The organism is Streptomyces sp. NPDC048270, assembly GCF_040652335.1.
Taxonomy (GTDB): domain Bacteria; phylum Actinomycetota; class Actinomycetes; order Streptomycetales; family Streptomycetaceae; genus Streptomyces.
The window spans coordinates 86,040-107,931 of record NZ_JBEZLV010000003.1 but is presented as its reverse complement, the minus strand read 5'-3'; the positions used below and the strand labels follow the sequence as shown (position 1 = coordinate 107,931).

Here is a 21,892-nt window from a genome sequence, read left to right as displayed (position 1 = left end):
TACGGGAATCCCGTACCGCCCCTGCTTCGCAGGTCCGTCCCGGTGTCAGAGCACCTTGGAGAGGAAGGCCTTCGTCCGGTCGTGCTGGGGGTTGCCCAGGACCTCGCGGGGATGGCCCGACTCGACGACGACACCGCCGTCCATGAAGACGAGGTTGTCACCGACCTCACGGGCGAAGCCCATCTCGTGCGTGACCACGATCATGGTCATGCCCGACTCGGCCAGGTCCCGCATCACGTCCAGGACGTCACCCACCAGCTCCGGGTCCAGCGCCGAGGTCGGCTCGTCGAACAGCATCAGCTTCGGCTCCATCGCCAGCGCACGCGCGATCGCCACCCGCTGCTGCTGGCCACCCGACAACTGCGAGGGATAGTTCCCGCCCTTGTCCCCCAGGCCCACACGGTCCAACAAGCGCACGGCACGCTCCCGCGCCACCGCCTTGGACTCGCCCTTGACCATCACCGGGGCCTCCATGACGTTCTCTATGGCCGTCATGTGCGGGAACAGGTTGAACCGCTGGAAGACCATCCCGATGTCCCGCCGCTGCGAGGCCACCTCGGAGTCCTTCAGCTCGTAGAGCTTGTCGCCCTTCTGCCGGTACCCCACCAGCTGCCCGTCCACCGACAGCCGGCCCGCGTTGATCCGCTCCAGGTGGTTGATGCACCGCAGGAACGTCGACTTCCCCGAGCCGGACGGACCGACCAGGCAGAAGACCTCACGCGGCGCGACCTCCAGGTCGATCCCGCGCAGGATGTGGGCGGCGCCGTACGACTTGTGGACGCCTTCTGCCTTAACCATCGGCTGGGCGCTCACTTCGCCACCTCCGTACGGCGGAACATGTTCAGGTTGGCCTTCAGACGCTCGAACGGCGTCGGCGGCAGACTCCGCAGCGAACCACGGGCATAACGGCGCTCCAGGTAGTACTGCCCGACACTGAACACACTGGTCAAAGCCAGGTACCAGATCGAGGCCACGAAGTACATCTCGATGATCGCACCCGCCGTGGACCCGATGTTCGAGCTGGCCCGCAGGAGCTCGGTGTACTGCACCGCCGACACCAGCGAAGAGGTCTTCAGCATGTTGATGAACTCGTTGCCGGTCGGCGGGATGATCACCCGCATCGCCTGCGGCAGCACCACCCGGCGCATCGTCTGCGTCCGGGTCATGCCCAGCGCGTGCGAGGCCTCGCTCTGACCCTCGTCGACGGACTGGATGCCCGCACGGACGATCTCCGCCATGTAGGCGCCCTCGTTCAGGCCGAGACCCAGCAGGGCGACCATGAACGGCGTCATCACATCGACGGTCTCGTTCTTGTAGATCGGACCCAGGTTGATGTACTGGAAGATCAGCGGAAGGCTGAACCACACCAGCAGCTGCACATAGACCGGGGTACCGCGGAAGAACCAGATGTACAGCCACGACACGAAACTGGTGACCGGGTTGTGCGAGAGCCGCATCACCGCGAACAGGATGCCCAGCACCAGACCCAGCGCCATCGAGGCGACACTGATGATGATCGTGTTGCCCAGACCGCTGAGCACCGCCGGGTCGAACAGCTTGTCCCCGACCGTACCCCAGATGATCTTGCCCTGGGAGAACGCGTAGACCAGCCACGCCAACAGCACGGCCACCACCACGGCGCTGATCCAGCGCCCGTAGTGCCGTACCGGGATTGCCTTGATCGCCTCGTACGGGGTACCCGAGGCGCCGGGTCCGGCCGGCGGAGTTGCGGCCGGACCCTTGTCGATCTTGTCAGTCACCATGACTGCCCTTCAGTGGAGCGCTCGGATCACTTGCCTGCGTTGACCGTGGCGGACGGAACGGCGCTGTCCTTCACGTTCCACTTCTCCAGGACCTTGGCGTAGGAGCCGTCCTTGATGATGGCGTCCAGGGCTTCCTTGATGGCGTCGCGCAGCTGCGTGTTGTCCTTGGACACGGCGATGCCGAAGAGGCCGACGTCGGCCTGCTCGCCGGCGACCTCGAAGTCGTTGCCGCCGCCGGAGGTCTTCGCCGCGTAGGCGGTGACCGGGTAGTCGTTCAGGTCGGCCACGGCGCCGCCGGCCTTGACGCGGGTCTGCGCCTCGGCGTCGGTGTCGAAGGCCTCGATGGTGAGCTTCTTGTCGCCGCACTTCTCGGCCTGGGCCTTGAAGGTGTCCTCGTACGTGGTGCCGCGCTGCACGGCGACCGTCTTGCCGCAGAGGTCGTCCAGGGACTTGATGTTCTCCGGGTTGCCCTTCTTGACCAGCAGCGAGACGCCGGAGGAGAAGTAGTCGACGAAGTCGACGCCCTTGCCGATCTTCTTGCCGTCGTCGTCCAGGCCTTCCTGGCGCTTCTTGTTGTCCGTGATCGAGGACATCGCGATGTCCTGGCGGCCGGTCTCCAGCGAGGTCAGGAGGCCGTCGAAGGTGCCGGAGGTGAACTGGAACTTCACACCGAGCTGCTTGCCCAGCGCATCGGCGATGTCGGGGTCGACACCGATGATCTTGCCACCCTCGACGTACTCCATCGGCGCGTAGGCGGTGTCGGAACCGACCTTGACGACCCCGGCGTCCTGGATCTTCTTCGGCAGCTTGGAGAACAGCGGAGCATCGCTCGTCTTCTCCTTGGCGGCGGAGCCGCTGTCGGTCTGGTCGCCACAACCGGTGAGGATCAGGGCGCCGGCGACCGCGATCGCGCCGACCGCGGCGATCCGGGACCGGGCGGCGGTCGTACGACGGGTGATGCTTGCGGTCATGAGCTGGTTCCTCCGGCTGGTGGAAAAGCACCGAAAACGGGGTCGGGCACGCACCATCGAGTGTCGCGACCTTGTGTGATTACGGCATCTTGCCATTCGGACTGACGCATTCAGGCTGCCCGTGAGGTCAAAATCAGATAACGGACACGCCCGGCTACCCAACAGGACTGCGGGCAAGGCGCCTCGGAGCCGCACAAACCCCCGCGACCAGGCGGTTTGGCCTCACTATTTGCGGCGCGTCTCGCCCATTGGACACAAGGGTTTGGACTTTTAGCCAAAACCGTGACAAGCAGCCTATGGTCGTGCCGGAATCGACTCGTCTGGGTGAGCGTTCATCCGGTAGAACAGATCCTTACACCCCTCATCCGGGGCTCAGGGCGCGCGTGCGGCGCGCCCGCGCGTACGAACCTCCCCTCCGCGGAGGCGGTCCAACCGCCGATGCGGAGCACGAACGCGGTGCCCGCCCACCCCTTAACCAGGAGTGGCCACCCTCAACGATTCAAAGGACTTAAGGGGTCACACAAAGTGGCAGCGGAGATCGTCAACCCTCATACCGACAGCGCGACGGACAACAACCCGGACGCGGTGTTCGCCCTGCACCGGGGCGGCAAGATGGCCATCCAGGCCACGGTGCCGGTCACCAACAAGGACGACCTGTCCCTCGCGTACACCCCCGGCGTGGCGAAAGTGTGCAGCGCCATCGCCGAGCAGCCGGACCTGGTGAACGAGTACACCTGGAAGTCCAACGTGGTCGCCGTCGTCACCGACGGCACGGCCGTGCTCGGCCTCGGTGACATCGGTCCCGAGGCCTCCCTCCCCGTGATGGAGGGCAAGGCCATCCTCTTCAAGCAGTTCGGCGGCGTGGACGCGGTTCCGATCGCGCTCGCCACCAAGGACACGGACGAGATCGTCGAGACGGTCATCCGCCTCGCGCCGTCCTTCGGCGGGGTGAACCTGGAGGACATCTCCGCTCCCCGCTGCTTCGAGATCGAGCGCCGCCTCCAGGAGGCCCTCGACATCCCGATCTTCCACGACGACCAGCACGGCACGGCCATCGTGACGCTGGCCGCGATGCGCAACGCCGCCAAGCTCACCGGGCGCACGCTCGGCGACCTGCGCGCCGTGATCTCGGGCGCCGGCGCCGCGGGCATCGCCATCGCCAAGATCCTGGTGGACGCGGGCATCGGCGACGTCTGCGTGACCGACCGCAAGGGCGTCGTCTCGGCGGACCGCACCGACCTGACGGACGTCAAGGCGGAGATCGCGGGCCTGACCAACAAGACGGGCCAGACCGGTTCGCTGGAGAACGCCCTCGCGGGCGCGGACGTCTTCATCGGCGTCTCCGGCGGCACGGTGCCGGAGGAGGCGGTGGCCTCGATGGCGAAGGACGCGTTCGTCTTCGCCATGGCCAACCCGAACCCGGAGGTCCACCCGGACGTCGCGCACAAGTACGCGGCGGTCGTGGCCACGGGCCGTTCGGACTTCCCGAACCAGATCAACAACGTGCTGGCCTTCCCGGGCATCTTCGCGGGCGCCCTCAAGGTGCGCGCGACCCGGATCACCGAGGGCATGAAGATCGCCGCCGCCGACGCCATCGCCGGCGTCGTGGGTGACGAGCTCTCCGCCGACTACGTGATCCCGTCGCCCTTCGACGAGCGCGTGGCCGCGGCCGTTTCCACGGCCGTCGCCGCCGCCGCCAAGGCCGACGGCGTGGCCCGCCTGGCCTGACCGCCACACCGAGCCCACGGGCGGGGCCCGGCCGGAACCATCCGGCCGGGCCCCGCCTTTTTCCGTGCGCCGGGGGCACGGTGCGACGAAGGCCTCACCAGCCGGGCCGCGGGAAGGCTGGAACCCCCGCACTACCGAGCGGTAGCGTCACGGCATGTTCGCTGCCTATGCCGCCCGAATCGACCGTGACCACCCGCTGAACGGCCTGGAGCTGGGGGAGCGCCCGGCTCCCGAGGCCCGGCCCGGGTGGGTGACCGTGAACGTCAAGGCCGCCTCCCTCAACCACCACGACCTGTGGTCGCTGCGCGGGGTGGGCCTCGGCCAGGACAAACTCCCCATGATCCTCGGCTGCGACGCGGCCGGAACCGACCAGGACGGCAACGAGGTCGTCCTGCACTCCGTGATCGGCCAGAGCGGTCACGGAGTGGGCCCGGACGAGCCCCGCTCGATCCTGACCGAGCGCTACCAGGGGACCTTCGCCGAGCAGGTCACCGTTCCCGCGTGGAACGTGCTGCGCAAGCCCGCCGGGCTCTCGTTCGAGGAGGCCGCCTGCCTGCCGACGGCCTGGCTGACGGCGTACCGGATGCTGTTCACCAACGCCGGGGTGCGCCCCGGCGACTCCGTCCTCGTCCAGGGCGCCGGCGGCGGGGTCGCCACCGCCGCCATCGTCCTCGGCAAGGCGGCGGGCCTGCGCGTCTTCGCCACCAGCCGGGACGAGGCCAAGCGCAAGCGGGCCGTGGAGCTCGGCGCCCTGGAGGCGTACGAGCCGGGCGCGCGGCTGCCGCAGCGGGTGGACGCCGTGATCGAGACGGTGGGCGCGGCCACCTGGTCGCACTCGGTCAAGTCGCTGCGCCCGGGCGGCACCCTGGTGATCTCCGGCGCCACGAGCGGCGACCGCCCCGCGCACGCCGAGCTGACCCGGATCTTCTTCCTCGAGCTGAAGGTGGTCGGCTCGACGATGGGCTCGAAGGACGAGCTGGAGGACCTGCTGTCGTTCTGCGCGACCACCGGGGTGCGGCCGGTCATCGACGAGGTGCTGCCGCTGGACCGGGCGCGCGAGGGCTTCGAGAAGCTCGCGTCGGGCGACCTCTTCGGCAAGATCGTCCTCAAGCCCTGACCGTCAACAAGGGTTGACACCTCTCCCCCGTCAACCTAAATTGACACCCATGACGGAAGCTACCGATCTCGCCGAGCGGGCCGGTGACCGGGACCCGCGCGTGGGCCTGCGTGCCGTGGCCGCCCTCCGCAGGCTGCTGGAGCAGCTGGAGGCCGTACAGGTACGCAGCGCCCGCGCGCAGGGATGGTCCTGGCAGGAGATCGCGGCCGAGCTGGGCGTCAGCCGGCAGGCCGTGCACAAGAAGCACGGGAGGATCTGATGTTCGAACGCTTCACCCGGGACGCCCGGTCGACCGTGACGGGCGCGGTGGCCGAGGCCCGGCAGGCCGGGGCCCCCACGGTCACCCAGGAGCACCTGCTGCTCTCCCTGCTGGCCCTGGGGGTCCTCGACCCCCTGGGCGTGGACCGCACGGCGGTGGCCGCCGACCTCGCGGCGGCCCGCCGCCGGGGCGGCATGTCGCGGGCGGACGAGGAGGCGCTGGCCGGACTCGGCATCGACCTCACGGAGATCGTCTCCCGCGTCGAGGAGACCCACGGCCAGGGAGCGCTGGCGGCCCCGGCGCCGCGCAGGCGGACCCTGGGCGGCTCGCTCCGCTCCGCCCTGGGACGCGGCGAGCCGGACACCCGCTCCGGGAACCGGCACGTCCGCTTCACCGAGGAAGCGAAGAAGACCCTGGAGCAGTCCCTGCGGATCGCGCTGGGCCGCAAGGACAACCACATCGGCACCCTGCACCTGCTCCTGGCCCTGCTCTCCCGCCCGGGCACGGTCTCCGAGGTCCTCACGGACCACGGGATCACCTACGCCACGGCGGAAGCGGCCCTGGCCGCCTGAGCCGGCCGCCGCTGCCGCCGTACGGGCTGCGCCGCCATGCCGGGCGTGCCGCCTTGCGGGGCGTCCCGCCGTGCCGGGGCCCTGGCCGCCTGAGCCGGCCGCCGCTGCCGCCGTACGGGCTGCGCCGTGCGGGGCGTGCCGCCGTGCGGGGCGTGCCGCCGTGCCGGGGCCCTGGCCGCCTGAGCCGGCCGCCGCCGCCGTACGGGCTGCGCCGTGCGGGGCGTGCCGCCGTGCCGGGGCCCTGGCCGCCTGAGCCGGCCGCCGCTGCCGCCGTACGGGCTGCGCCGCCGTGCCGGGCGTACCGCCGTGCGGGGCGTGCCGCAGTCGGCGGAAGCGGCGCCGCCGGCAGGAGCTACGACCCGGTCCGGAGGGTCGCGGCCAGCCGGGCGGCGGCGGCCGCGAGGTGGGCCTTCGCCTCGGCCAGCCGGGCCGGGCTCACCCCGTGGTCCCGGGCCGCGTCCCGCACCTCGTCTCGGAAACGGTCCAGCAGCCGGTCCAGGTCCCGCGCCGGGTCGCCGGTGGGGGCCAGGTCCTCGGCCCAGTCGGGGTCGGCCGCCGCGGCGGGCCCCGACGGCCCGGCCGTCGTCGGCCCGGTCGTCACCGGCCCCGTCGGCGACTCGGTCGCCAACGGCCCGGACCCCGGAGTGCCGCTCCCGCCGAGCCACGCGCCGGCCAGACTGCCCAGGACCCCGCCCGACTTGGCGAACTGCTCCTGGAACTGCCGGGTGACGCGCTGCACCTCGGCGCGCGCCCGCTCCTGGGCCTCCTTGGCCTGGCGGCGGGCCTGCTGGGCCTCCTCGCGGGCCCGGCGGCTCTCGTCCCTGGCCCGCCGCGCCTGCTCCTTCCACTCCTGCCGCGCCCGGCCCAGCTCCTCCTTGACCGCCGCCCAGGACTCGTCGTCGACCCGGGTCGCCGACGCGGAGGCCGCGGCCCGCATCTCGCGCCGCAGGTCGCCGGCCGCACCCCGGACGTCCTCGCGGATCTCGGCGGCCAGTTCGGTGACCGAGTCGCGGATCTCCAGCTCCAGGTCGGCGAGTTCGCCGCCGCGGTCGGCCAGTTCGGCCCGGCCCGCCTCCGTGATCGAGTACACCTTGCGCCCGCCTTCGGTGGCGTGCGTGACCAGGCCCTCGGCCTCCAGCTTGGCCAGCCGCGGGTACACCGTGCCCGCGGAGGGGGCGTACAGGCCCTGGAAGCGCTCCTCCAGCAGCCGGATCACCTCGTACCCGTGCCGCGGCGCCTCGTCCAGCAGCTTGAGGAGGTAGAGGCGGAGTCGGCCGTGGGCGAAGACGGGCGGCATGTCAGAGCACCTTCTTGTCGAACGCGAGGGGGGCGCCGGGGGCGGCGGGGGTGTCGGCTTCGGCCGGCGGGCGGCGCAGCAGCGCGATGGATCCCGAGACCGTGGTGGCGCGCAGGGTGCCGGTGCCCGAACCGAGGGTTCCGGTGATCCGCTTGGCGCCCAGGTGACCGGAGACCCGCAGGTCCTCGAAGGCGTTGGAGACGCCGCCGGTGGCGGTGTTGGCCTCCACCCGGGCGTCGGCGGGGTGCGGCAGCCGGATGGCGACCTGTCCGGAGACGGAGGTGACCGAGATGTCCACCGGGCGGGGCGCGGAGGGGTCGAGGTCCAGGTCGATGAGCATGTCGCCGCTGACCGAGTCGCCCCGTACGCTCACGCCCGCGCCGTCGACCACCGTGAGGCCGCCGGAGACGGAGTGGAAGGCGAGGTCGCCGGTGACGGACTGGGCCTCGACGGTGCCGGAGACGGTGTGCGCCTTGACCCGGCCCGACAGCCCGGACAGGGTGGCGTCGCCGGAGACCGCGTTGACCGCGGTGCCGCCGGAGATCCCGGAGACGAAGGCGGCGGCGTCGACCACGCCCACCTCCACCTGCGTGCCGGCGGGGACGGTGAGGGTGACGGCCGCGCTGCGCTCCCAGGCCTTGCGGCCGGAGGCAGAACTCGACCAGGCCTTCCAGGGCTTGGCCTCCCACCACTGCTTGAGGCCCTGGGAACCGTTCCAGGGCACGTCCTCGTAGGAGACGGTGAGAGAGCCGCCCTCCTGCACCACGTACAGGGGCGGACCGTCGACCTCGGTCACCTCCAGGCGGGCGGGGCCCTCCTCGGCGGCGACCACGTTCACCGTGCCGCCGACGAGGCGGACGCGGAGGTCGGTCACCGGCTGCTCGAAGGTGAGCTTCTGCGCTTCGGCGATGTGCCACGTCGACTGCGACGCCTGCTCGGCCATGGGGCTGATCCTCCTCGTGCGTTCACGGACGGGTCTCGACGCACGCAACATATCGCGTCTTCTGAGTAACACGATATATCGCGGTCAGGGGAAGTCAAGCGGTCGAGCCCGCCCGAGAACTCCCCTACTTTCGACCAAATGGGGCGTTTTGCCCTAGCGTGTGGGCATGCCGATCTCCCGGACCACCGCCGGCGGACTGCTCCTCTGCCGCGCCGAGCCCCTCGCCGCCCGCCCCGCCGCGCACCTGCTGCGCATACGCCTCCTGCTCGCCCCGGCGGGCGGATGGACCGTGCTCGTCCCCGAGGTCAAGCCGTGGCTGGACGGCGAGGAGACCGTGGCCGAGGTGCTCTGCGGCTGGGGGTCGGCGGTCGCGGTCGGCACCAACTGGCCGGTGCTGAGCCTGTGGTGGGAGGGCGGGCGGACCGGGTTCGCGCTGTCGAGCGGGTTCCGGCGCACCGCCGCGTACGCGTGGGACGCCCGCGGCGGCCCGGCCGGCGGGCCCGACGCCATGCGGACCCTGGCCGCCCGGCTCGGCCTGGACCCCGTGCTCGACCTGGAGGAACTGGAGCGCCTGACCCGGCCCGCCGGCGACCCCGCCGTGGACGGCGAAGCCCGGCTGCTCGCGCTGATCGCCCTGCTGGCCCGCGCCGGGCTGGCGCTGCCCGCCGGGCTGTCCCCCGGCGAACCCGCCGACCGGCTGCGGGAGGCGGCGCGGGTCGCGCCCGGGGCCGAGGCCGTGGAGTGGTCCGGCTGGCGCGACGCGGTCCGCGCGGAGCTCGACGCGGTGGAGGACGGCCCGCTGGGCCCCTGGGTACGCGGCCCGAAGGCCCGGCTCCTGGGCGCGGCCCAACTGGCGGCGGGCGCCCCTCTCCTCCTCTGGGCCGCCCACCGCCGCAGCCCGGCCTGGGCCACGGCCGGCGCGGCCCTCCTGGCCCAGGGCACCCTCTCCCTGACCTACGCCCGCCCCCGCCGCCGCGGCCGACCCGAAGCCTGAGCCGACGGGGCCGGCCCGGATGCGCGGCACGAATCCCAACCCGGGCGCTGCCCCACGCCTCAATCGCCGGCGAGGCTGAGGTCGCACCGGAGCCGGCCGGGTGCAGGGGCGCCAGTTCCGCTGCGCGAAGCCCAACCCGGGCGCTGCCCGGCCCCGCGCCTCAATCGTCGGCGCGGCTCAAAGATCCGGGGCTCCGCCCCGCACCCCGCGCCTCAAACGCCGGCGAGGCTGAGGTTGCGCCAGGCGGCGCGCTGGATCATCCGGAGCCCAATTTCAGCTCCGGAAGCGGCAGATCCAGCCCCCGACGGCAGGCCGGATTGCGCGGAGCGCAATTTCAGCCCCGCCGGCGCTTGAGGCGCGGGGTCTGGGGCAGAGCCCCAGCAACGGCGCCGCACCCGTCCGGCCGGCCTCCCCGAAGCCGAGGCACCACACCACACGCGGCCTGCCAGGCTTGCGCGGAGCCCAACTCAAGCCCCGCCGGCGCTTGAGGCGCGGGGTCTGGGGCAGAGCCCCAGCAACGGCGCCGCACCCCATCCGGTCGGCCTCCCGAAGCCCCGCCACCCCACCACACGCAGCCTGCAGCGCCACGCGGAGCCCAACTCAAGCCCCGCCGGCGCTTGAGGCGCGGGGGTCTGGGGCAGAGCCCCAGCAACGGCGCCGCACCCCATCCGGCCGGCCTCCCGAAGCCCCGCCACCCCACCACACGCAGCCTGCAGCGCCACGCGGAGCCCAACTCAAGCCCCGCCGGCGCTTGAGGCGCGGGGTCTGGGGCAGAGCCCCAGCAACGGCGCCGCACCCGTCCGGGCTGGTATCCGGCCTGCGCGGAGGGCGGCTCAAGCCCGCCGGCGACTGAGGCGCGGACCCGGGCCGGAGCCCCGGCAGGGCTACGCGGCCTCCAGGAGGGGGCTCGCGTGGTGGTGGAGCCAGGCCCGGTACGGCGGCGTGAGCAGCGCGACCTCGCGGTACGCGGCCCGCAGGTCCTCGTAGAGCTCCGGGTGGGCGCCGGGCCGGGTCGCCAGGAGGAGCCGTACCGCGAGCGGATCGCCGGACAGCGGCCGGATCGCCATGTCCTCGCGCGGCCCGGAGGTCGGCTGGCAGGGAGCCACCGCCTCGCCGGAGACGATCAGCGAGCTCGCGGTGTGGTAGTCGGCGTGCAGCACCGGCGGATCCAGCCCGGCCCCGGCGAAGACCCGCCGCAGCCCGTCCCATTCGCCGTCGACCGACGGGTCCACCATCCAGCGGTCCTCGGCCAGGTCCCGTAAGGACACCACCGACTGCCGGGCGGCCGGATGGTCCCGGGACATCGACACGAACTGCGGCTCGCGCTCCATCAGCACGCGCAGCTGCAGCCCGGCCGGCACCCGCAGCGGGCTGCCCTCCACCTCGTGCACGAAGGCCACGTCCAGCTGCCCCGAAGCCGCCATCCGCAGCAGCGCGTTGGCGGACACGTCCACCACCAGCGAGGTCTCGGTGTCCGGCAGCCGCCGGTGGATCCGCCGGAGCCAGCCCGGCAGCGCACGGCTGGCGGTGGAGCCGATCCGCAGCCGCGGCCCGTGGGCGAGCGCCCGGGCCTCCGCGACCAGCGCGGCCATCTCGGCGAGCAGCGGACGGGCCCGGCCCAGGACGGTGCGCCCGAAGGGGGTGGGCCGGCAGCCGGTCCGGTCGCGCAGGAACAGCTCGCCGTCCAGGGCCCGTTCGATGCGGCGCAGCTGGGTCGTGAGGGAGGGCTGGCTCACGCCGAGCTGCCGGGCCGCCTTGTGCAGACTCCCGGCGTCGGCGATGGCGCACAGTGCGCGCAGGTGCCTGACCTCAAGCTCCATGACCCGAGGGTAGGCCGCGCCCGGTAGACCGCACCAGCCACCGATAGCCCCCCGAATCCCGCCATTCTCACACCAGTTGATCTGACGAAATCTTCCCGATAGCCCCGTGCTATCGGGCAGTGACATCATCCGCAGCGCACTTCCGCTCCCTCAGACTCCGGTGCGAACGACCCACCCCCCACCGCACCGGACGAGTAGGAGCTCCCCCACATGCGCCACTCCCGTAAGGCCATGCTGGCCACCACCGTCGGCCTCGGCATGGCCGCCGCCCTCGGCGGCGTCGTCCCCACCGCCAGCGCCGCCCCCGCCGGCAGCGCCGCGAGTTACGCCGCGTACGACCGCTCCCAGGAGAACCAGGCCGCCAACAAGGCGTTCTTCGAGGCCGTACAGCGCTCGGTCGCCGAGCAGCGCGCCGCGAACCCGGGCGCCCTGGCCGTGACCGTCACCTACAACACCCGCAGCGCCCCGAGCTTCCGTACCCAGATAGCCCGCTCCACGCAGATCTGGAACAGCTCGGTGAGCAACGTCAGACTGCAGGAGGTCTCCTCCGGCGGGAACTTCTCCTACCGCGAGGGCAACGACTCGCGCGGTTCGTACGCCAGCACGGACGGCCACGGCCGGGGCTACATCTTCCTCGACTACCGGCAGAACCAGCAGTACAACTCCACCCGGGTGACCTCGCACGAGACCGGCCACGTGCTGGGCCTTCCGGACCACTACTCGGGCCCGTGCAGTGAGCTGATGTCGGGCGGCGGCCCGGGCACCTCGTGCCAGAACGCCACCCCGAACAGCGCCGAGCGGGCGCGCGTCAACCAGCTGTGGGCCAACGGCCTCGTCGCCTCCGGCCTGGACTCCAAGGGCTAGACGGGCCGGAGGGTCTAGGGGCGGGCCCCTTCCGGAGCCGCGTACTGCGGGCAGTCCGGCTTCCGGCAGGGACCCGCCGCCCACTGCGGCACGAAGACCCCGAGGGACTTGCGCCGTCGGACCACCGTCTCGACGGAACCCCCGCAGGCCGGGCACGCGTGCTGCTCGTGCCCGGCCTGCGGGGCGACCGTCTCCCGCTCGTGCTGCTGCTGCTTGATACCGGCCATACCTCCACGGTAGGCCGGTTTCGCACGTCCGGCGGGTCAGCGCCTGCGCGCGTACGTGCTCACGACCTGGCCGCCGGCGAACTGCCTCAGGTCGGTCAGCTCCAGCTCGCGGGCGGCGAAGCCGGCCCGGGCCATCGGGATGCCGGATCCCGCGAAGACGGGGTACGTCTTGACGACGAGCTCGTCGATCTCCTCGACCAGCTGCCCGGCCAGGTCGGCGCCGCCGCAGAGCCAGACCCCGAGGCCCGGCTGCTCCTTCAGCCGCCGCACGCGCGCGGCCACGTCGCCCGAGATGATCTCGACGGCCGGGTCGGGCGAGGTGCCGAGGGAGCGGGAGGCGACGTACTGGTCCAGATGGCCGTACGGGCTGGTGATGCCCAGCCGCAGCCCGGCGTCATAGGTGCCGCGCCCCATCAGGACCGCGTCGAAGTGCTTCCCCACCGCCCCCTCGAGGCCGAGCTCGGCCCGGACGTGGGTGGGCACCGTCTCCGGGAACTCGCCGAACATGTCCTCGGCGTAACCCGGTTCCACCCAGCGGTTGAGGTAGTCGCCGTCTCCGTCCGGGTCGGCGATGAAGCCGTCGACCGACGTCGCGACGAAGTACGTGAGCTTGCGCAAGTGGTTCTCTTCCGTTCGACAGTGCCACCGCACCGGGGCACGTCAACCAAAGTACTTCAGGTGAAGTGGTCACGCAAACCGCTTACGCACGCCCCGCCGCCGCGCCCCCTCGGCTAGCCCTGCGGCTTGCGCCACATCGGCCACATCAGCGGCCCGTCCGGGAGCCGTACCGCCTCACCCGTGAACTGCCAGCCCAGCCGCTCGTACAGCCCCTTGCTGCGCTCGCTGCTCGCCTCCAGGTACGCGGGCAGGCCCTCCCGGTCGCAGCGCTCCAGCACCGGCCGCATCAGCTCGGTGCCCAGCCCCTCCCCCTGCCGGTCCGGAGCCACCGCGATCATCAGCAGGTACTCGTGCTCCTCCGACGTCGGATGCACCGCGCCGGTGAGCCGGCCGACCAGCTCGCACCGCTCGTTGTCGGGGTCGGCGACCGCCCGCATCTTCGCGGGGATCTCGTCCTCCCCCTCCGGCTCCCCCGCCGGGATCCGCAGCCACAGCGCGGCGGCGGAGCCGTCGACCGCATAGTCGATCCGGCCCTCGGCCAGGGCCACGTCCACGAAGACCCCGAGGAACTTGCCGTGCACCGCGGCCCGGTGGTCCGGGTCCGGGAAGACCCAGCTGCTCACCGGATCGGTGCGGAAGGCCTCGTCGAGGAGCCGCGCCACCGCGTCCCGGTCCGACTGATCCGCCTGACGTATGTCCAGCCCCATGGGCCACACCCTTCGCTCAATCATCAACAACCTTGAGCGATCCTAGAGTTGGGCCAGGAACGCGGACAGTCCGGTTCCGGCACCCCTCGGCGCCGGAACCGGACCGTCCTCATACACATCGCCCCGCGTTCACCGCGCACGGCGCGTTCACCGCGTACGGCGCGTCACGAACTCCGCGAGGGCCAGCAGCCCGCCCGCCGCCCCGAGGTCCGGCACGGCCCGGGACAGCTGCTGCACGGCCCGGCCCATCCGGTCCGCGGCATGGGCCTGGGCCCAGTCGCGCCCGCCGGCCCGGTCCACCGCGTCGGCCGCCCTGAGCGCGTCGTCCCCGGTCATGGGACCCGCGTACAGGGCCGCCAGCTCCTCCCCCGCCGCGGTGCCCGAGGTCAGGGCGGCCACGACCGGGAGGGACTTCTTGCGGGCGAGCAGGTCGGCCCCGGCGGGCTTGCCGGTGTGCCCCGGATCCCCCCAGATGCCGATCAGGTCGTCGATCAGCTGGAAGGCCAGCCCGGCCTCCCGGCCGAAGGCGTCCATCGCGTCGACCTCGTCCGGCCCGGCGCCCGCGTACAGCGCGCCCAGCGCGCAGGCGCAGCCCAGCAGGGCGCCGGTCTTGGCCGTCGCCATGGTCAGGCACTCGTCGAGCGAGACGTACGTGCGCTGCTCGAAGGCGCAGTCCGCCTGCTGGCCCGCGCACAGCTCGATGACACAGGCCGCGAGCCGGCCCGAGGCCGCCGCCGACGCCGGGTGCGGATCCTCCGCGAGCAGCCGCAGGGCGAGCGCCATCATGGCGTCGCCGGCGATGATCGCGTCCGGTATCCCGAAGACGGTCCAGGCCGTGGCCCGGCCGCGGCGCCGGACGTCCTTGTCGATCACGTCGTCGTGCAGCAGCGTGAAGTTGTGCGCCAGCTCGACGGCGACCGCCGCCCGGACGGCTTCGTCCTCCACCTGTCCGGCCGGCCCCTGCAGGGCCTGGGCCGCGGCCAGCACCAGGGCCGGCCGGATGGCCTTCCCGGCGGTGCCCGCGGCCGGGGTGCCGTCCGCGTGCTCCCAGCCGAAGTGGTACATCGCGACGCGCCGCATCGAACCGGGCAGGCTCTCTACCGTCCGGCGCAGCTCCGGGTTGACCGTTTCTCTTGTGCGTTCCAGCAGGGCCGCCGCCTCGTGGCCCTCGCCGGTCGTGATCGCCTCGGTGGTCGCCATGGCGTGTCCGTGTCTCCGTCGCTCTTCGGCCGGCCGCCTCAGCGCCAGCGGCCGATCTCGACGTTCTCCAGCACGCCGAGCGCGTCGGGCACCAGCACCGCGGCGGAGAAGTACGCGGTGACCAGGTAGGAGATGATCGCCTGCTCGCTGATCCCCATGAAGCGGACCGACAGGCTCGGCTCGATCTCGTCCGGGATGCCCGGCTGGTGCAGGCCGATCACGCCCTGCTCCTCCTCGCCGGTGCGCATGCACAGGATGGACGTGGTGCGGGCGTCGCTGATCGGGATCTTGTTGCTCGGGAAGATCGGGACGCCGCGCCAGGCCGGGACCCGGTTGCCGCCGATGTCCACCGACTCCGGGTACAGGCCGCGCTTGTTGCACTCGCGGCCGAAGGCGGCGATGGCCTTGGGGTGCGCCAGGAAGAACTTGGAGCCGCGCCGCATGCTGAGCAGCTGGTCCATGTCGTCGGGGCTGGGCGCGCCGTCGTGCGGCTGGATGCGCTGGTCGTAGTCCGTGTTGTGGAGCAGGCCGAAGTCGCGGTTGTTGAGCATCTCGTGCTCCTGGCGCTCGCGCAGCGCCTCGACCGTGAGCCGCAACTGCTGCTCGGTCTGGTTCATCGGCTGGTTGTAGAGGTCGGCCACGCGGGTGTGCACCCGCAGGACCGTTTGTGCAATGGAGAGTTCGTACTCGCGCGGGCGGGCGTCGTAGTCCACGAAGGTGCCGGGGAGCACGGCCTCGCCCTGGTGGCCGGCGGACAGGTCGATGGCCGCCTCGCCGTACTTGTTGGTGCGCTGGGCGGGCTGCGTCCGGACCTGCTCCACGTGCTCGCGCAGCGATTCGACGCGGTCGGCGAGCAGCTGGAAGTCCTGTCGGGACAGGACGAGCACGGTGCCGGAGGTGGCGGCGCGGGCGGTGTACTCCCAGATCGCCTCTTCGTCGACGAGGGAGTCCTCGCCGAAGTAGGCGCCGTCGGCGACGGTCCGCAGGACGGCGTCGTCGCCGTAGGGGCCGGGGCCGACGTGGTCGATGCGGCCGTGGGCGAGGAGGAAGACGCGGTCGGAGGCGTTGCCGAAGGAGGTGAGCTCCTGGCCGGCCTCGAAGTCGATCTGCTGGCACCGCTGGGCGAGTTCACCGAGGACGTCGAGCTCCTCGTACTCCCGCAGCAGCGGGAGCTCACCGAGCTCGGCCGGGATCACCTGGACCTGGGTCCCGGTCTTGATGAACTCGACGCGCCCGTCGCCGACCGAGTAGCTCAGCCGTCGGTTGACGCGGTACGTGCCGCCCTGCACGGAGACCCACGGCAGCATCTTCAGCAGCCACCGGGAGGTGATCTCCTGCATCTGCGGCGCGGACTTGGTCGTGGTTGCCAAGTTCCGTGCGGCCGAGGTCCCGAGACTGCGCTGCGGCGTCTGGGCTTCGGTTTCGGAACCTGCCTGGACCGACATGTATTTCCCTTTCGATCACTCCATGAATCTGCGATACGCAGCCTCGCAGTACGGAACGTGATGGGACCATTACACAAAAGGGTGGGACTACTCCGTCCGGGTGCGGGGCACTCTCTTGGGTCACCTGCACCCCCACACGCCCCTCTGGGCCCATCACTTCCAGCCACCCGGGGCGCATATTTTGCATCGGACATGCAAGTTTTCTACGGTGTGCCCATGCGCCTGACCCGATTCACCGACCTCGCCCTGCGCGTCCTGATGCGCCTGGCCGTCGAGGAGACCGACCTCCCGACGACGCGCGAGGTCGCGGCGACCATGGAGGTCCCGTACACGCACACGGCGAAAGTGGTCGCCAGGCTGCAGCATCTCGGCCTGATCGAGGCGCGGCGCGGCCGCGGCGGCGGGCTCGCCCTGACCCCCGCCGGGCGCCGCGCCCCGGTGGGCGGGGTGGTGCGGGAACTGGAGGGCGCGGGTGACGTCGTGGACTGCGACGGCGCCGCCCCCTGCCCGCTGGCCGGCGGCTGCGTACTGCGCGGGGCGCTGCGCCGGGCCCAGGAGGCCTTCTTCACCGCCCTGGACCCGCTGACCGTGAACGACCTGGTGGCGGCCCCGACCGGACCGCTGCTGCTGGGCATCTCGGGCGGTGCGCCGAGCGGGGCCCAAAGACCCTGACACCGCGGGCCTGATGGCCGGTTCGCGGCGCCGGCGGGCCTGCCTGGGCTGACCCCGACGGGTCGGCTCGAACAGAAGTCCCCCTACCCGGCGGCTCCGCGTCCAAAAACATGCATCTCACATGCCAATTCCCATACACCAGTTTTCCGACGGAACCCGATCCATCCGCGAGGAGTCCCGATGCTTTCCGAGAAGTCGACCGCGACCGTACGAGCCACCCTGCCCGCCGTGGGCGCGGCGATCGGCGAGATCACGGAGCTCTTCTACGCGAAGCTGTTCGCGGCCCACCCGGAACTCCTGCGCGACCTGTTCAACCGGGGCAACCAGAGCGCCGGCCTCCAGAAGCAGGCCCTGGCCGGCTCCATCGCCGCCTTCGCGACCCACCTCGTCGCACACCCCGACACCCGCCCCGACGTGATGCTGGGCCGCATCGCCCACAAGCACGCCTCCCTCGGCGTCACCCGCGAGCAGTACCCGGTCGTCCACCGCCACCTGTGCGAGGCGATCGCCGAGATCCTCGGCGAGGCCGTCACCCCCGAGGTCGCGGCGGTATGGGACGAGGTCTACTGGCTGATGGCCAATGCCCTCATCACCCTCGAGGAGCGCCTCTACGCCGAGCGGCGGGTCGTCGCGGGGGACGTGTGGCGCCCATGGACGGTCACCTGCCGCACCGAGGAGACCGCGGACTGCGCCACCTTCCGGATCGCCCCGGCCGACGGGGCGCCGGCGCCCGCCTTCAAGCCCGGCCAGTACGTCTCGGTGCAGGTCGAACTCCCCGACGGTGCCCGCCAGATACGCCAGTACAGCCTCTCCACCTCCCCCGGCTCCCCGGTCCGCGCGATCACCGTCAAGCGGGTCCACGGGCCGGCCGCGGCGGGCCCGGACGGGGAGGTCTCCCACCACCTGCACGCCCGGGTCCGGACCGGAGACACCCTGCGGGTCTCGGCCCCGTACGGCGACCTGGTGCTGCGGGACTCCACCGCCCCGGTCCTGCTCGCCTCGGCCGGCATCGGCTGCACCCCGATGCTCTCGATGCTGGAGCACCTGGCCGACACCGGGCACCGCGCCCCCGTGACCGTCCTGCACGCCGACCGGTCCCCGGCGGACCACCCGATGCGCGCCGACCACCGGGCGCTCACGCACAAACTGGCCGACGCGTCGGCCCGGTTCTGGTACGAGGAGTCGGCCGAGCCGGGCGACGGCACGGGCCGCCTCGACCTGACGTCCGTCCCGGTCGCGCCCGGCACCCGGGCCTACCTCTGCGGGCCGCTGCCCTTCATGCGGTCCGTCCGCGAGCAGCTGCTGGCCAAGGGCGTGCCGGCCGCCGACATCCACTACGAGGTGTTCGGCCCGGACCTGTGGCTCGCGTCGGCCTGAGGGCTGTCCGGATCGGCTCGCTCGCCGTACGAATCCACTAGCGCGGAAGCCCCTCCTCCACTACACCGGAGCGTAGCGACGTGGACACACTGGGTGTCCACGGGAGGAGGGGCCATGGCCGCACCCATGTCCGCGGACCGGTTCGTCGGCGCACTGCGCGGCGAGGGTCTGACCGTCGTCGAGGTGGGCACCTGGCGTACCCACAACCGCAACCACAAGGGCCCCTGGGGGCCGGTGCACGGGGTGATGATCCACCACACCGTGACGAACGGCACCGCGAACACCGTGTCCCTCTGCCGCCGGGGCGACTCCGCCCTGCCCGGCCCGCTCTGCCACGGCGTGATCACCAAGGACGGCCGGGTCCACCTGGTCGGCTACGGCCGCGCCAACCACGCGGGCGCGGGGGACTCCGACGTCCTGGCGGCGGTGATCGCCGAGAAGCGGCTGCCGCCGGACCACCAGGCGGACACCGACGGCAACCGCCACTTCTACGGCTTCGAGTGCGAGAACCTCGGCGACGGCGAGGACCCCTGGCCGGCGGCCCAGCTCGACGCGATCACCCGCGCGGCGGCGGCCCTGTGCCGCGTCCACGCCTGGACGGCCCGCTCGGTGATCGGCCACCTGGAATGGCAGCCGGGCAAGATCGACCCCAAGGGCTTCACGATGGACTCCCTGCGCCACCGCATCGCCGAACGCCTCAAGTAGGCCCCCGCCCGCCGCCCCCGCCCGGTCAGCCGAGGTACGGCGCGGGGCGGCACTCCAAGAAGTGCTGGAGGCGCAGGCGTTGCGTGTGGTGCATGGGCAGCGCGTCGAGATCGGCCGGCGCCACGAACCGCAGTTCCGTGCTCTCGCCGGAGAGGGACAGCTCTCCGCCGGTGATCCGGGCCGTGAAACAGACGTTGAACTGCCGCCTGACCTCGCCATCGCTGTACTCGATGATGTGCCGGGGGTCCGTGTACGTACCGACCAGTCCCGTGATCTCCACGTCGAGCCCGGTCTCCTCCTTGACCTCGCGGACGGCCGTGCCGGGCAGTGAGTCGCCCAGGTCCATCCCTCCGCCGGGCAGCGCCCACAGGTCGTTGTCCGTGCGCCGTTGCAGCAGGATGCGGCCGTCGCCGTCGGTGACCACCGCCGATGCGGCCACGACCATGCTGTTCGGTTCGGGCGCGTGAGGATCGTCGTAGTACTCGGTCCTGGCCATCCGGTCATGCCTCCACGGGGAGCGCTGTCTCCCACACGGCATTGAAGCTGTCCGCGTAGGTGTCGAACATGCCGCCGGAGTCGTGGCGGCGAAGGTGCCACACGGGCGCACCGTACGCGTTCACACCCCAGACGTGGGCATTGACCAACACCTGATCATCAGCCCGGTACAAGCTGTTGTAGAGCGTGGTGCCGTGTGTCCGAAGCTCAATGCCCGGCACGCTCGCCAACGGCCGGTAGTGCAAGAGAGCGAGGCGACAGCGGGATTCGATGCCGTGCCCGAACTTCTCTTCCTGTCCTCGCTGCTGGACGTTCTCGCTGTCCGCGTCGCCGACTGCGATGCGTACCGCGCACCCGTCGGCAGCACGCTCCCGCAGAAGATCGTTCAGCCGGGGATACGCCTCGTGCAGGAACACCGCCGCGTAGACCAGGACGTCGATGCGCTCGCGCGCTGCCGCGAGGAGATCCACGAACACGGATACGGGAAGGTCTGCCCGCTGGTCGTACAGCGCGACCAGTTCCGGACTGACGGCCCGCGCTGCCCGTGCTTGCCGGAGTGCCGGCCACAGGGCGTGAATGTCCTCACCCAACGTCTCCGCCGCCTTGAGTGCGGTTGCCCGGCGTGGGGTGTGCCCGAGGTTCACCCAGCGTTCCACGCTCTTCGGGTCCACGCCGCACTGACTGCTACCGGCGCCGGGACCTCTCGGGGGTCGTGGACTGCAACGTAGAGATTCGCCGGCACCCGCACGCGGGGTTGAGTCGATGACCAGAGCAGTGCTCCGCTACGTCCCCCACACGATCCGCACGCCCCCGAGGGCGGGGTGGCGTACGAGGGGTTCTGCGTCGCCCAGGGCTGTGGAGCCGAGTCCGGCGCTCACGACGGACAGGCGGACGCGCAGGACTGGGCGCTCCGGCACGCCGGGCGGACCGGACACGACCTGTTCAGGCGGGTGTTCACCGATCACGCGCGCGTCACACGCGAGAGGTAGACCCCGGCCCGCTGGGCGCCGGCGATCAGGACGGTCCAGCGCGCAGGCTCCGGCCCCGTTCACGCCACCCGAATGGTGTGGGCGGGGCTCTGACGTGCGACGGCAGTGGCACGGGCGCTTCACAATGGACGGGTGAACCGCCCCTCGAACCTTGACGTGCTCTTGCAGCCACGCCCGCCGTCCCCGTTGCAGGAGATCCGTGACGAGCGGTTCGAGCGGTGCGGCGTGCGGTTGCTGCTGAAGCGGGACGACCTCGTGCATCCCGAGCTGCCGGGGAACAAGTGGCGCAAGCTCGCGCCCAATCTGCGGGCCGCCGTGGCCGGGGGGCAGCGGGCCGTGGTGACCTTCGGCGGGGCCTACTCGAACCATCTGCGGGCCACCGCGGCGGCCGGGCGGCTGCTCGGGCTGGGGACCGTCGGCATCGTGCGCGGCCAGGAGCTGGCCCGGCGGCCGCTCAACGAGTCCCTCGCGCGGTGCGCGGCCGACGGGATGCGGCTGCACTTCGTGTCCCGGTCGGACTACCGCCGCAAGGCCGAGCCCGAGGAGCTCGCCCGGCTGCTGGACGGGGCGGGCGCGGGCGGGGCCTACGTGGTTCCCGAGGGCGGCAGCAACGCCCTGGCCCTGACCGGCTGCGCCGAGCTCGGCCGCGAGCTGCGCGGCGCGGCCGATGTGGTGGCCGTGGCCTGCGGGACCGGTGGGACCCTGGCCGGGCTGGCCGCCGGCCTGGACCCCGGGCAGCGGGGGCTGGGAGTGCCGGTCCTGGCGGGCGGCTTCCTGGCGGCGGAGATACGTTCCCTCCAGCTGGCCGCCTTCGGAGGTCCCGCCGGGGACTGGTCCCTGGCCGAGGGCTTCGACCACGGCGGCTACGCCCGCGTTCCGGCCGTGCTGGACGCCTTCGCCGCCGACTTCGAGTCCCGGCACGGGCTGCCGGTCGAGCGGATCTACGTCGCCAAGCTGCTCTGGGCGCTGACCGAGCTCAGCGCGTCCGGCGCCTTCCCCCGCGGCACCACCGTGGCCGCCGTCATCACGGGCCGCCCCTGACGGGGGAAGCCGCGCCCCCATCCCCGACCCCGACCGGGCCCGCTCGCCTGCGCCCGCCCCTGGCCGGAGCCGCACCCGTCGCAGCCCG

At 72.1% G+C, this 21,892-nt stretch carries 23 protein-coding genes; 10 read left to right on the top strand and 13 right to left on the bottom strand.

The window, feature by feature from the left end; genetic code table 11:
• Window positions 1-45: 45 nt before the first annotated feature.
• From AB0D66_RS03785 to AB0D66_RS03775, 3 genes are read right to left on the bottom strand one after another with little or no spacing between them, the layout of a single operon-like run.
• Complete coding sequence (locus AB0D66_RS03785) at window positions 46-798, bottom strand: amino acid ABC transporter ATP-binding protein (protein WP_362296119.1); 753 nt, start codon at window positions 796-798, stop codon at window positions 46-48.
• An 11-nt stretch (window positions 799-809) separates the two neighbouring features.
• Window positions 810-1,760, bottom strand: a complete 951-nt coding sequence (locus tag AB0D66_RS03780; protein WP_362296724.1) for an amino acid ABC transporter permease — start codon at window positions 1,758-1,760, stop codon at window positions 810-812.
• 29 nt (window positions 1,761-1,789) lie between these two features.
• Window positions 1,790-2,734 (bottom strand): ABC transporter substrate-binding protein, encoded by a 945-nt coding sequence (locus tag AB0D66_RS03775; RefSeq protein ID WP_362296116.1) that lies wholly within the window; start codon window positions 2,732-2,734, stop codon window positions 1,790-1,792.
• Window positions 2,735-3,259: 525 nt separating this feature from the next.
• On the opposite strand from AB0D66_RS03775, the gene AB0D66_RS03770 reads away from it, so the two are divergent.
• The 4 genes from AB0D66_RS03770 (at window position 3,260) to AB0D66_RS03755 (ending at window position 6,410) form a co-directional block, all read left to right on the top strand.
• Window positions 3,260-4,462, top strand: a complete 1,203-nt coding sequence (locus AB0D66_RS03770; protein WP_362296113.1) for an NADP-dependent malic enzyme — start codon at window positions 3,260-3,262, stop codon at window positions 4,460-4,462.
• A 154-nt stretch (window positions 4,463-4,616) separates the two neighbouring features.
• Window positions 4,617-5,579 carry a zinc-binding dehydrogenase gene (locus AB0D66_RS03765; RefSeq protein WP_069921906.1) on the top strand — a complete coding sequence of 321 codons (963 nt, stop codon included), beginning with the start codon at window positions 4,617-4,619 and terminating at the stop codon, window positions 5,577-5,579.
• Window positions 5,580-5,628: 49 nt separating this feature from the next.
• A complete protein-coding gene (locus AB0D66_RS03760) occupies window positions 5,629-5,838 on the top strand; it encodes a helix-turn-helix domain-containing protein (RefSeq protein WP_069921905.1) in 210 nt (69 codons plus the stop codon).
• Window positions 5,838-6,410: a Clp protease N-terminal domain-containing protein gene (locus tag AB0D66_RS03755; protein ID WP_362296108.1), complete on the top strand. Its 573-nt coding sequence runs from the start codon at window positions 5,838-5,840 to the stop codon at window positions 6,408-6,410. Before AB0D66_RS03760 ends, AB0D66_RS03755 begins: the two co-directional genes overlap by 1 nt.
• A 352-nt stretch (window positions 6,411-6,762) precedes the next feature.
• Here the strand turns inward: AB0D66_RS03755 and AB0D66_RS03750 are convergent, their stop codons facing one another.
• Entirely contained in the window at window positions 6,763-7,707 is a 945-nt protein-coding gene (locus tag AB0D66_RS03750) for a helix-turn-helix transcriptional regulator (RefSeq protein WP_362296105.1), read from the bottom strand.
• A 1-nt stretch (window position 7,708) separates the two neighbouring features.
• Window positions 7,709-8,650 carry a hypothetical protein gene (locus tag AB0D66_RS03745; protein ID WP_362296102.1) on the bottom strand — a complete coding sequence of 314 codons (942 nt, stop codon included), beginning with the start codon at window positions 8,648-8,650 and terminating at the stop codon, window positions 7,709-7,711.
• Between the two features lie 166 nt (window positions 8,651-8,816).
• Between AB0D66_RS03745 and AB0D66_RS03740 the strand changes: the two genes are divergently transcribed.
• Entirely contained in the window at window positions 8,817-9,644 is an 828-nt protein-coding gene (locus AB0D66_RS03740; protein WP_362296099.1) for a hypothetical protein, read from the top strand.
• A gap of 884 nt (window positions 9,645-10,528) precedes the next feature.
• Here AB0D66_RS03740 and AB0D66_RS03735 read toward each other — a convergent pair.
• A complete protein-coding gene (locus AB0D66_RS03735) occupies window positions 10,529-11,464 on the bottom strand; it encodes a LysR family transcriptional regulator (RefSeq protein WP_361754766.1) in 936 nt (311 codons plus the stop codon).
• A 210-nt stretch (window positions 11,465-11,674) separates the two neighbouring features.
• Between AB0D66_RS03735 and snpA the strand changes: the two genes are divergently transcribed.
• Entirely contained in the window at window positions 11,675-12,328 is a 654-nt protein-coding gene (gene snpA, locus AB0D66_RS03730) for a snapalysin (protein ID WP_362296096.1), read from the top strand.
• 14 nt (window positions 12,329-12,342) lie between these two features.
• On the opposite strand, the gene AB0D66_RS03725 is transcribed toward snpA, so the two are convergent.
• From AB0D66_RS03725 to AB0D66_RS03705, 5 genes are all read right to left on the bottom strand, one after another.
• Window positions 12,343-12,555: a hypothetical protein gene (locus tag AB0D66_RS03725; RefSeq protein WP_362296093.1), complete on the bottom strand. Its 213-nt coding sequence runs from the start codon at window positions 12,553-12,555 to the stop codon at window positions 12,343-12,345.
• 36 nt (window positions 12,556-12,591) lie between these two features.
• Window positions 12,592-13,173, bottom strand: a complete 582-nt coding sequence (locus tag AB0D66_RS03720; RefSeq protein ID WP_362296090.1) for a dihydrofolate reductase family protein — start codon at window positions 13,171-13,173, stop codon at window positions 12,592-12,594.
• 113 nt (window positions 13,174-13,286) lie between these two features.
• Window positions 13,287-13,880 (bottom strand): GNAT family N-acetyltransferase, encoded by a 594-nt coding sequence (locus AB0D66_RS03715; RefSeq protein ID WP_362296087.1) that lies wholly within the window; start codon window positions 13,878-13,880, stop codon window positions 13,287-13,289.
• A 147-nt stretch (window positions 13,881-14,027) separates the two neighbouring features.
• The gene (locus AB0D66_RS03710; protein WP_362296084.1) at window positions 14,028-15,080 is read right to left on the bottom strand and encodes a family 2 encapsulin nanocompartment cargo protein polyprenyl transferase; all 1,053 of its coding nucleotides are present in this window, start codon (window positions 15,078-15,080) and stop codon (window positions 14,028-14,030) included.
• A 38-nt stretch (window positions 15,081-15,118) separates the two neighbouring features.
• Window positions 15,119-16,525 (bottom strand): family 2B encapsulin nanocompartment shell protein, encoded by a 1,407-nt coding sequence (locus AB0D66_RS03705; protein ID WP_362296081.1) that lies wholly within the window; start codon window positions 16,523-16,525, stop codon window positions 15,119-15,121.
• 216 nt (window positions 16,526-16,741) lie between these two features.
• On the opposite strand from AB0D66_RS03705, the gene AB0D66_RS03700 reads away from it, so the two are divergent.
• The 3 genes from AB0D66_RS03700 (at window position 16,742) to AB0D66_RS03690 (ending at window position 19,279) form a co-directional block, all read left to right on the top strand.
• Window positions 16,742-17,197 (top strand): Rrf2 family transcriptional regulator, encoded by a 456-nt coding sequence (locus AB0D66_RS03700; RefSeq protein ID WP_362296078.1) that lies wholly within the window; start codon window positions 16,742-16,744, stop codon window positions 17,195-17,197.
• Window positions 17,198-17,377: 180 nt separating this feature from the next.
• Complete coding sequence (locus tag AB0D66_RS03695) at window positions 17,378-18,574, top strand: globin domain-containing protein (RefSeq protein WP_362296075.1); 1,197 nt, start codon at window positions 17,378-17,380, stop codon at window positions 18,572-18,574.
• 114 nt (window positions 18,575-18,688) lie between these two features.
• Window positions 18,689-19,279 (top strand): N-acetylmuramoyl-L-alanine amidase, encoded by a 591-nt coding sequence (locus AB0D66_RS03690; protein WP_362296072.1) that lies wholly within the window; start codon window positions 18,689-18,691, stop codon window positions 19,277-19,279.
• 25 nt (window positions 19,280-19,304) lie between these two features.
• On the opposite strand, the gene AB0D66_RS03685 is transcribed toward AB0D66_RS03690, so the two are convergent.
• A complete protein-coding gene (locus tag AB0D66_RS03685) occupies window positions 19,305-19,775 on the bottom strand; it encodes an NUDIX domain-containing protein (protein ID WP_362296070.1) in 471 nt (156 codons plus the stop codon).
• Window positions 19,776-19,779: 4 nt separating this feature from the next.
• Entirely contained in the window at window positions 19,780-20,445 is a 666-nt protein-coding gene (locus tag AB0D66_RS03680; RefSeq protein ID WP_362296067.1) for an XRE family transcriptional regulator, read from the bottom strand.
• A 450-nt stretch (window positions 20,446-20,895) separates the two neighbouring features.
• Between AB0D66_RS03680 and AB0D66_RS03675 the strand changes: the two genes are divergently transcribed.
• On the top strand, window positions 20,896-21,804 hold the full coding sequence (locus AB0D66_RS03675; RefSeq protein ID WP_362296064.1) for a pyridoxal-phosphate dependent enzyme: 909 nt from the start codon (window positions 20,896-20,898) through the stop codon (window positions 21,802-21,804).
• The last annotated feature ends 88 nt before the right edge of the window (window positions 21,805-21,892 follow it).

Bases quoted from the DNA above. Each gene is read 5' to 3' on its own strand.
- AB0D66_RS03785 (WP_362296119.1), bottom strand. From the start codon at position 798: ATGGTTAAGGCAGAAGGCGTCCACAAGTCGTACGGCGCCGCCCACATC.
- AB0D66_RS03775 (WP_362296116.1), bottom strand. From the start codon at position 2,734: ATGACCGCAAGCATCACCCGTCGTACGACCGCCGCCCGGTCCCGGATC.
- AB0D66_RS03765 (WP_069921906.1), top strand. From the start codon at position 4,617: ATGTTCGCTGCCTATGCCGCCCGAATCGACCGTGACCACCCGCTGAAC.
- AB0D66_RS03760 (WP_069921905.1), top strand. From the start codon at position 5,629: ATGACGGAAGCTACCGATCTCGCCGAGCGGGCCGGTGACCGGGACCCG.
- AB0D66_RS03755 (WP_362296108.1), top strand. From the start codon at position 5,838: ATGTTCGAACGCTTCACCCGGGACGCCCGGTCGACCGTGACGGGCGCG.
- AB0D66_RS03750 (WP_362296105.1), bottom strand. From the start codon at position 7,707: ATGCCGCCCGTCTTCGCCCACGGCCGACTCCGCCTCTACCTCCTCAAG.
- AB0D66_RS03745 (WP_362296102.1), bottom strand. From the start codon at position 8,650: ATGGCCGAGCAGGCGTCGCAGTCGACGTGGCACATCGCCGAAGCGCAG.
- AB0D66_RS03740 (WP_362296099.1), top strand. From the start codon at position 8,817: ATGCCGATCTCCCGGACCACCGCCGGCGGACTGCTCCTCTGCCGCGCC.
- AB0D66_RS03735 (WP_361754766.1), bottom strand. From the start codon at position 11,464: ATGGAGCTTGAGGTCAGGCACCTGCGCGCACTGTGCGCCATCGCCGAC.
- snpA (WP_362296096.1), top strand. From the start codon at position 11,675: ATGCGCCACTCCCGTAAGGCCATGCTGGCCACCACCGTCGGCCTCGGC.
- AB0D66_RS03725 (WP_362296093.1), bottom strand. From the start codon at position 12,555: ATGGCCGGTATCAAGCAGCAGCAGCACGAGCGGGAGACGGTCGCCCCG.
- AB0D66_RS03715 (WP_362296087.1), bottom strand. From the start codon at position 13,880: ATGGGGCTGGACATACGTCAGGCGGATCAGTCGGACCGGGACGCGGTG.
- AB0D66_RS03710 (WP_362296084.1), bottom strand. From the start codon at position 15,080: ATGGCGACCACCGAGGCGATCACGACCGGCGAGGGCCACGAGGCGGCG.
- AB0D66_RS03705 (WP_362296081.1), bottom strand. From the start codon at position 16,525: ATGTCGGTCCAGGCAGGTTCCGAAACCGAAGCCCAGACGCCGCAGCGC.
- AB0D66_RS03700 (WP_362296078.1), top strand. From the start codon at position 16,742: ATGCGCCTGACCCGATTCACCGACCTCGCCCTGCGCGTCCTGATGCGC.
- AB0D66_RS03695 (WP_362296075.1), top strand. From the start codon at position 17,378: ATGCTTTCCGAGAAGTCGACCGCGACCGTACGAGCCACCCTGCCCGCC.
- AB0D66_RS03690 (WP_362296072.1), top strand. From the start codon at position 18,689: ATGGCCGCACCCATGTCCGCGGACCGGTTCGTCGGCGCACTGCGCGGC.
- AB0D66_RS03685 (WP_362296070.1), bottom strand. From the start codon at position 19,775: ATGGCCAGGACCGAGTACTACGACGATCCTCACGCGCCCGAACCGAAC.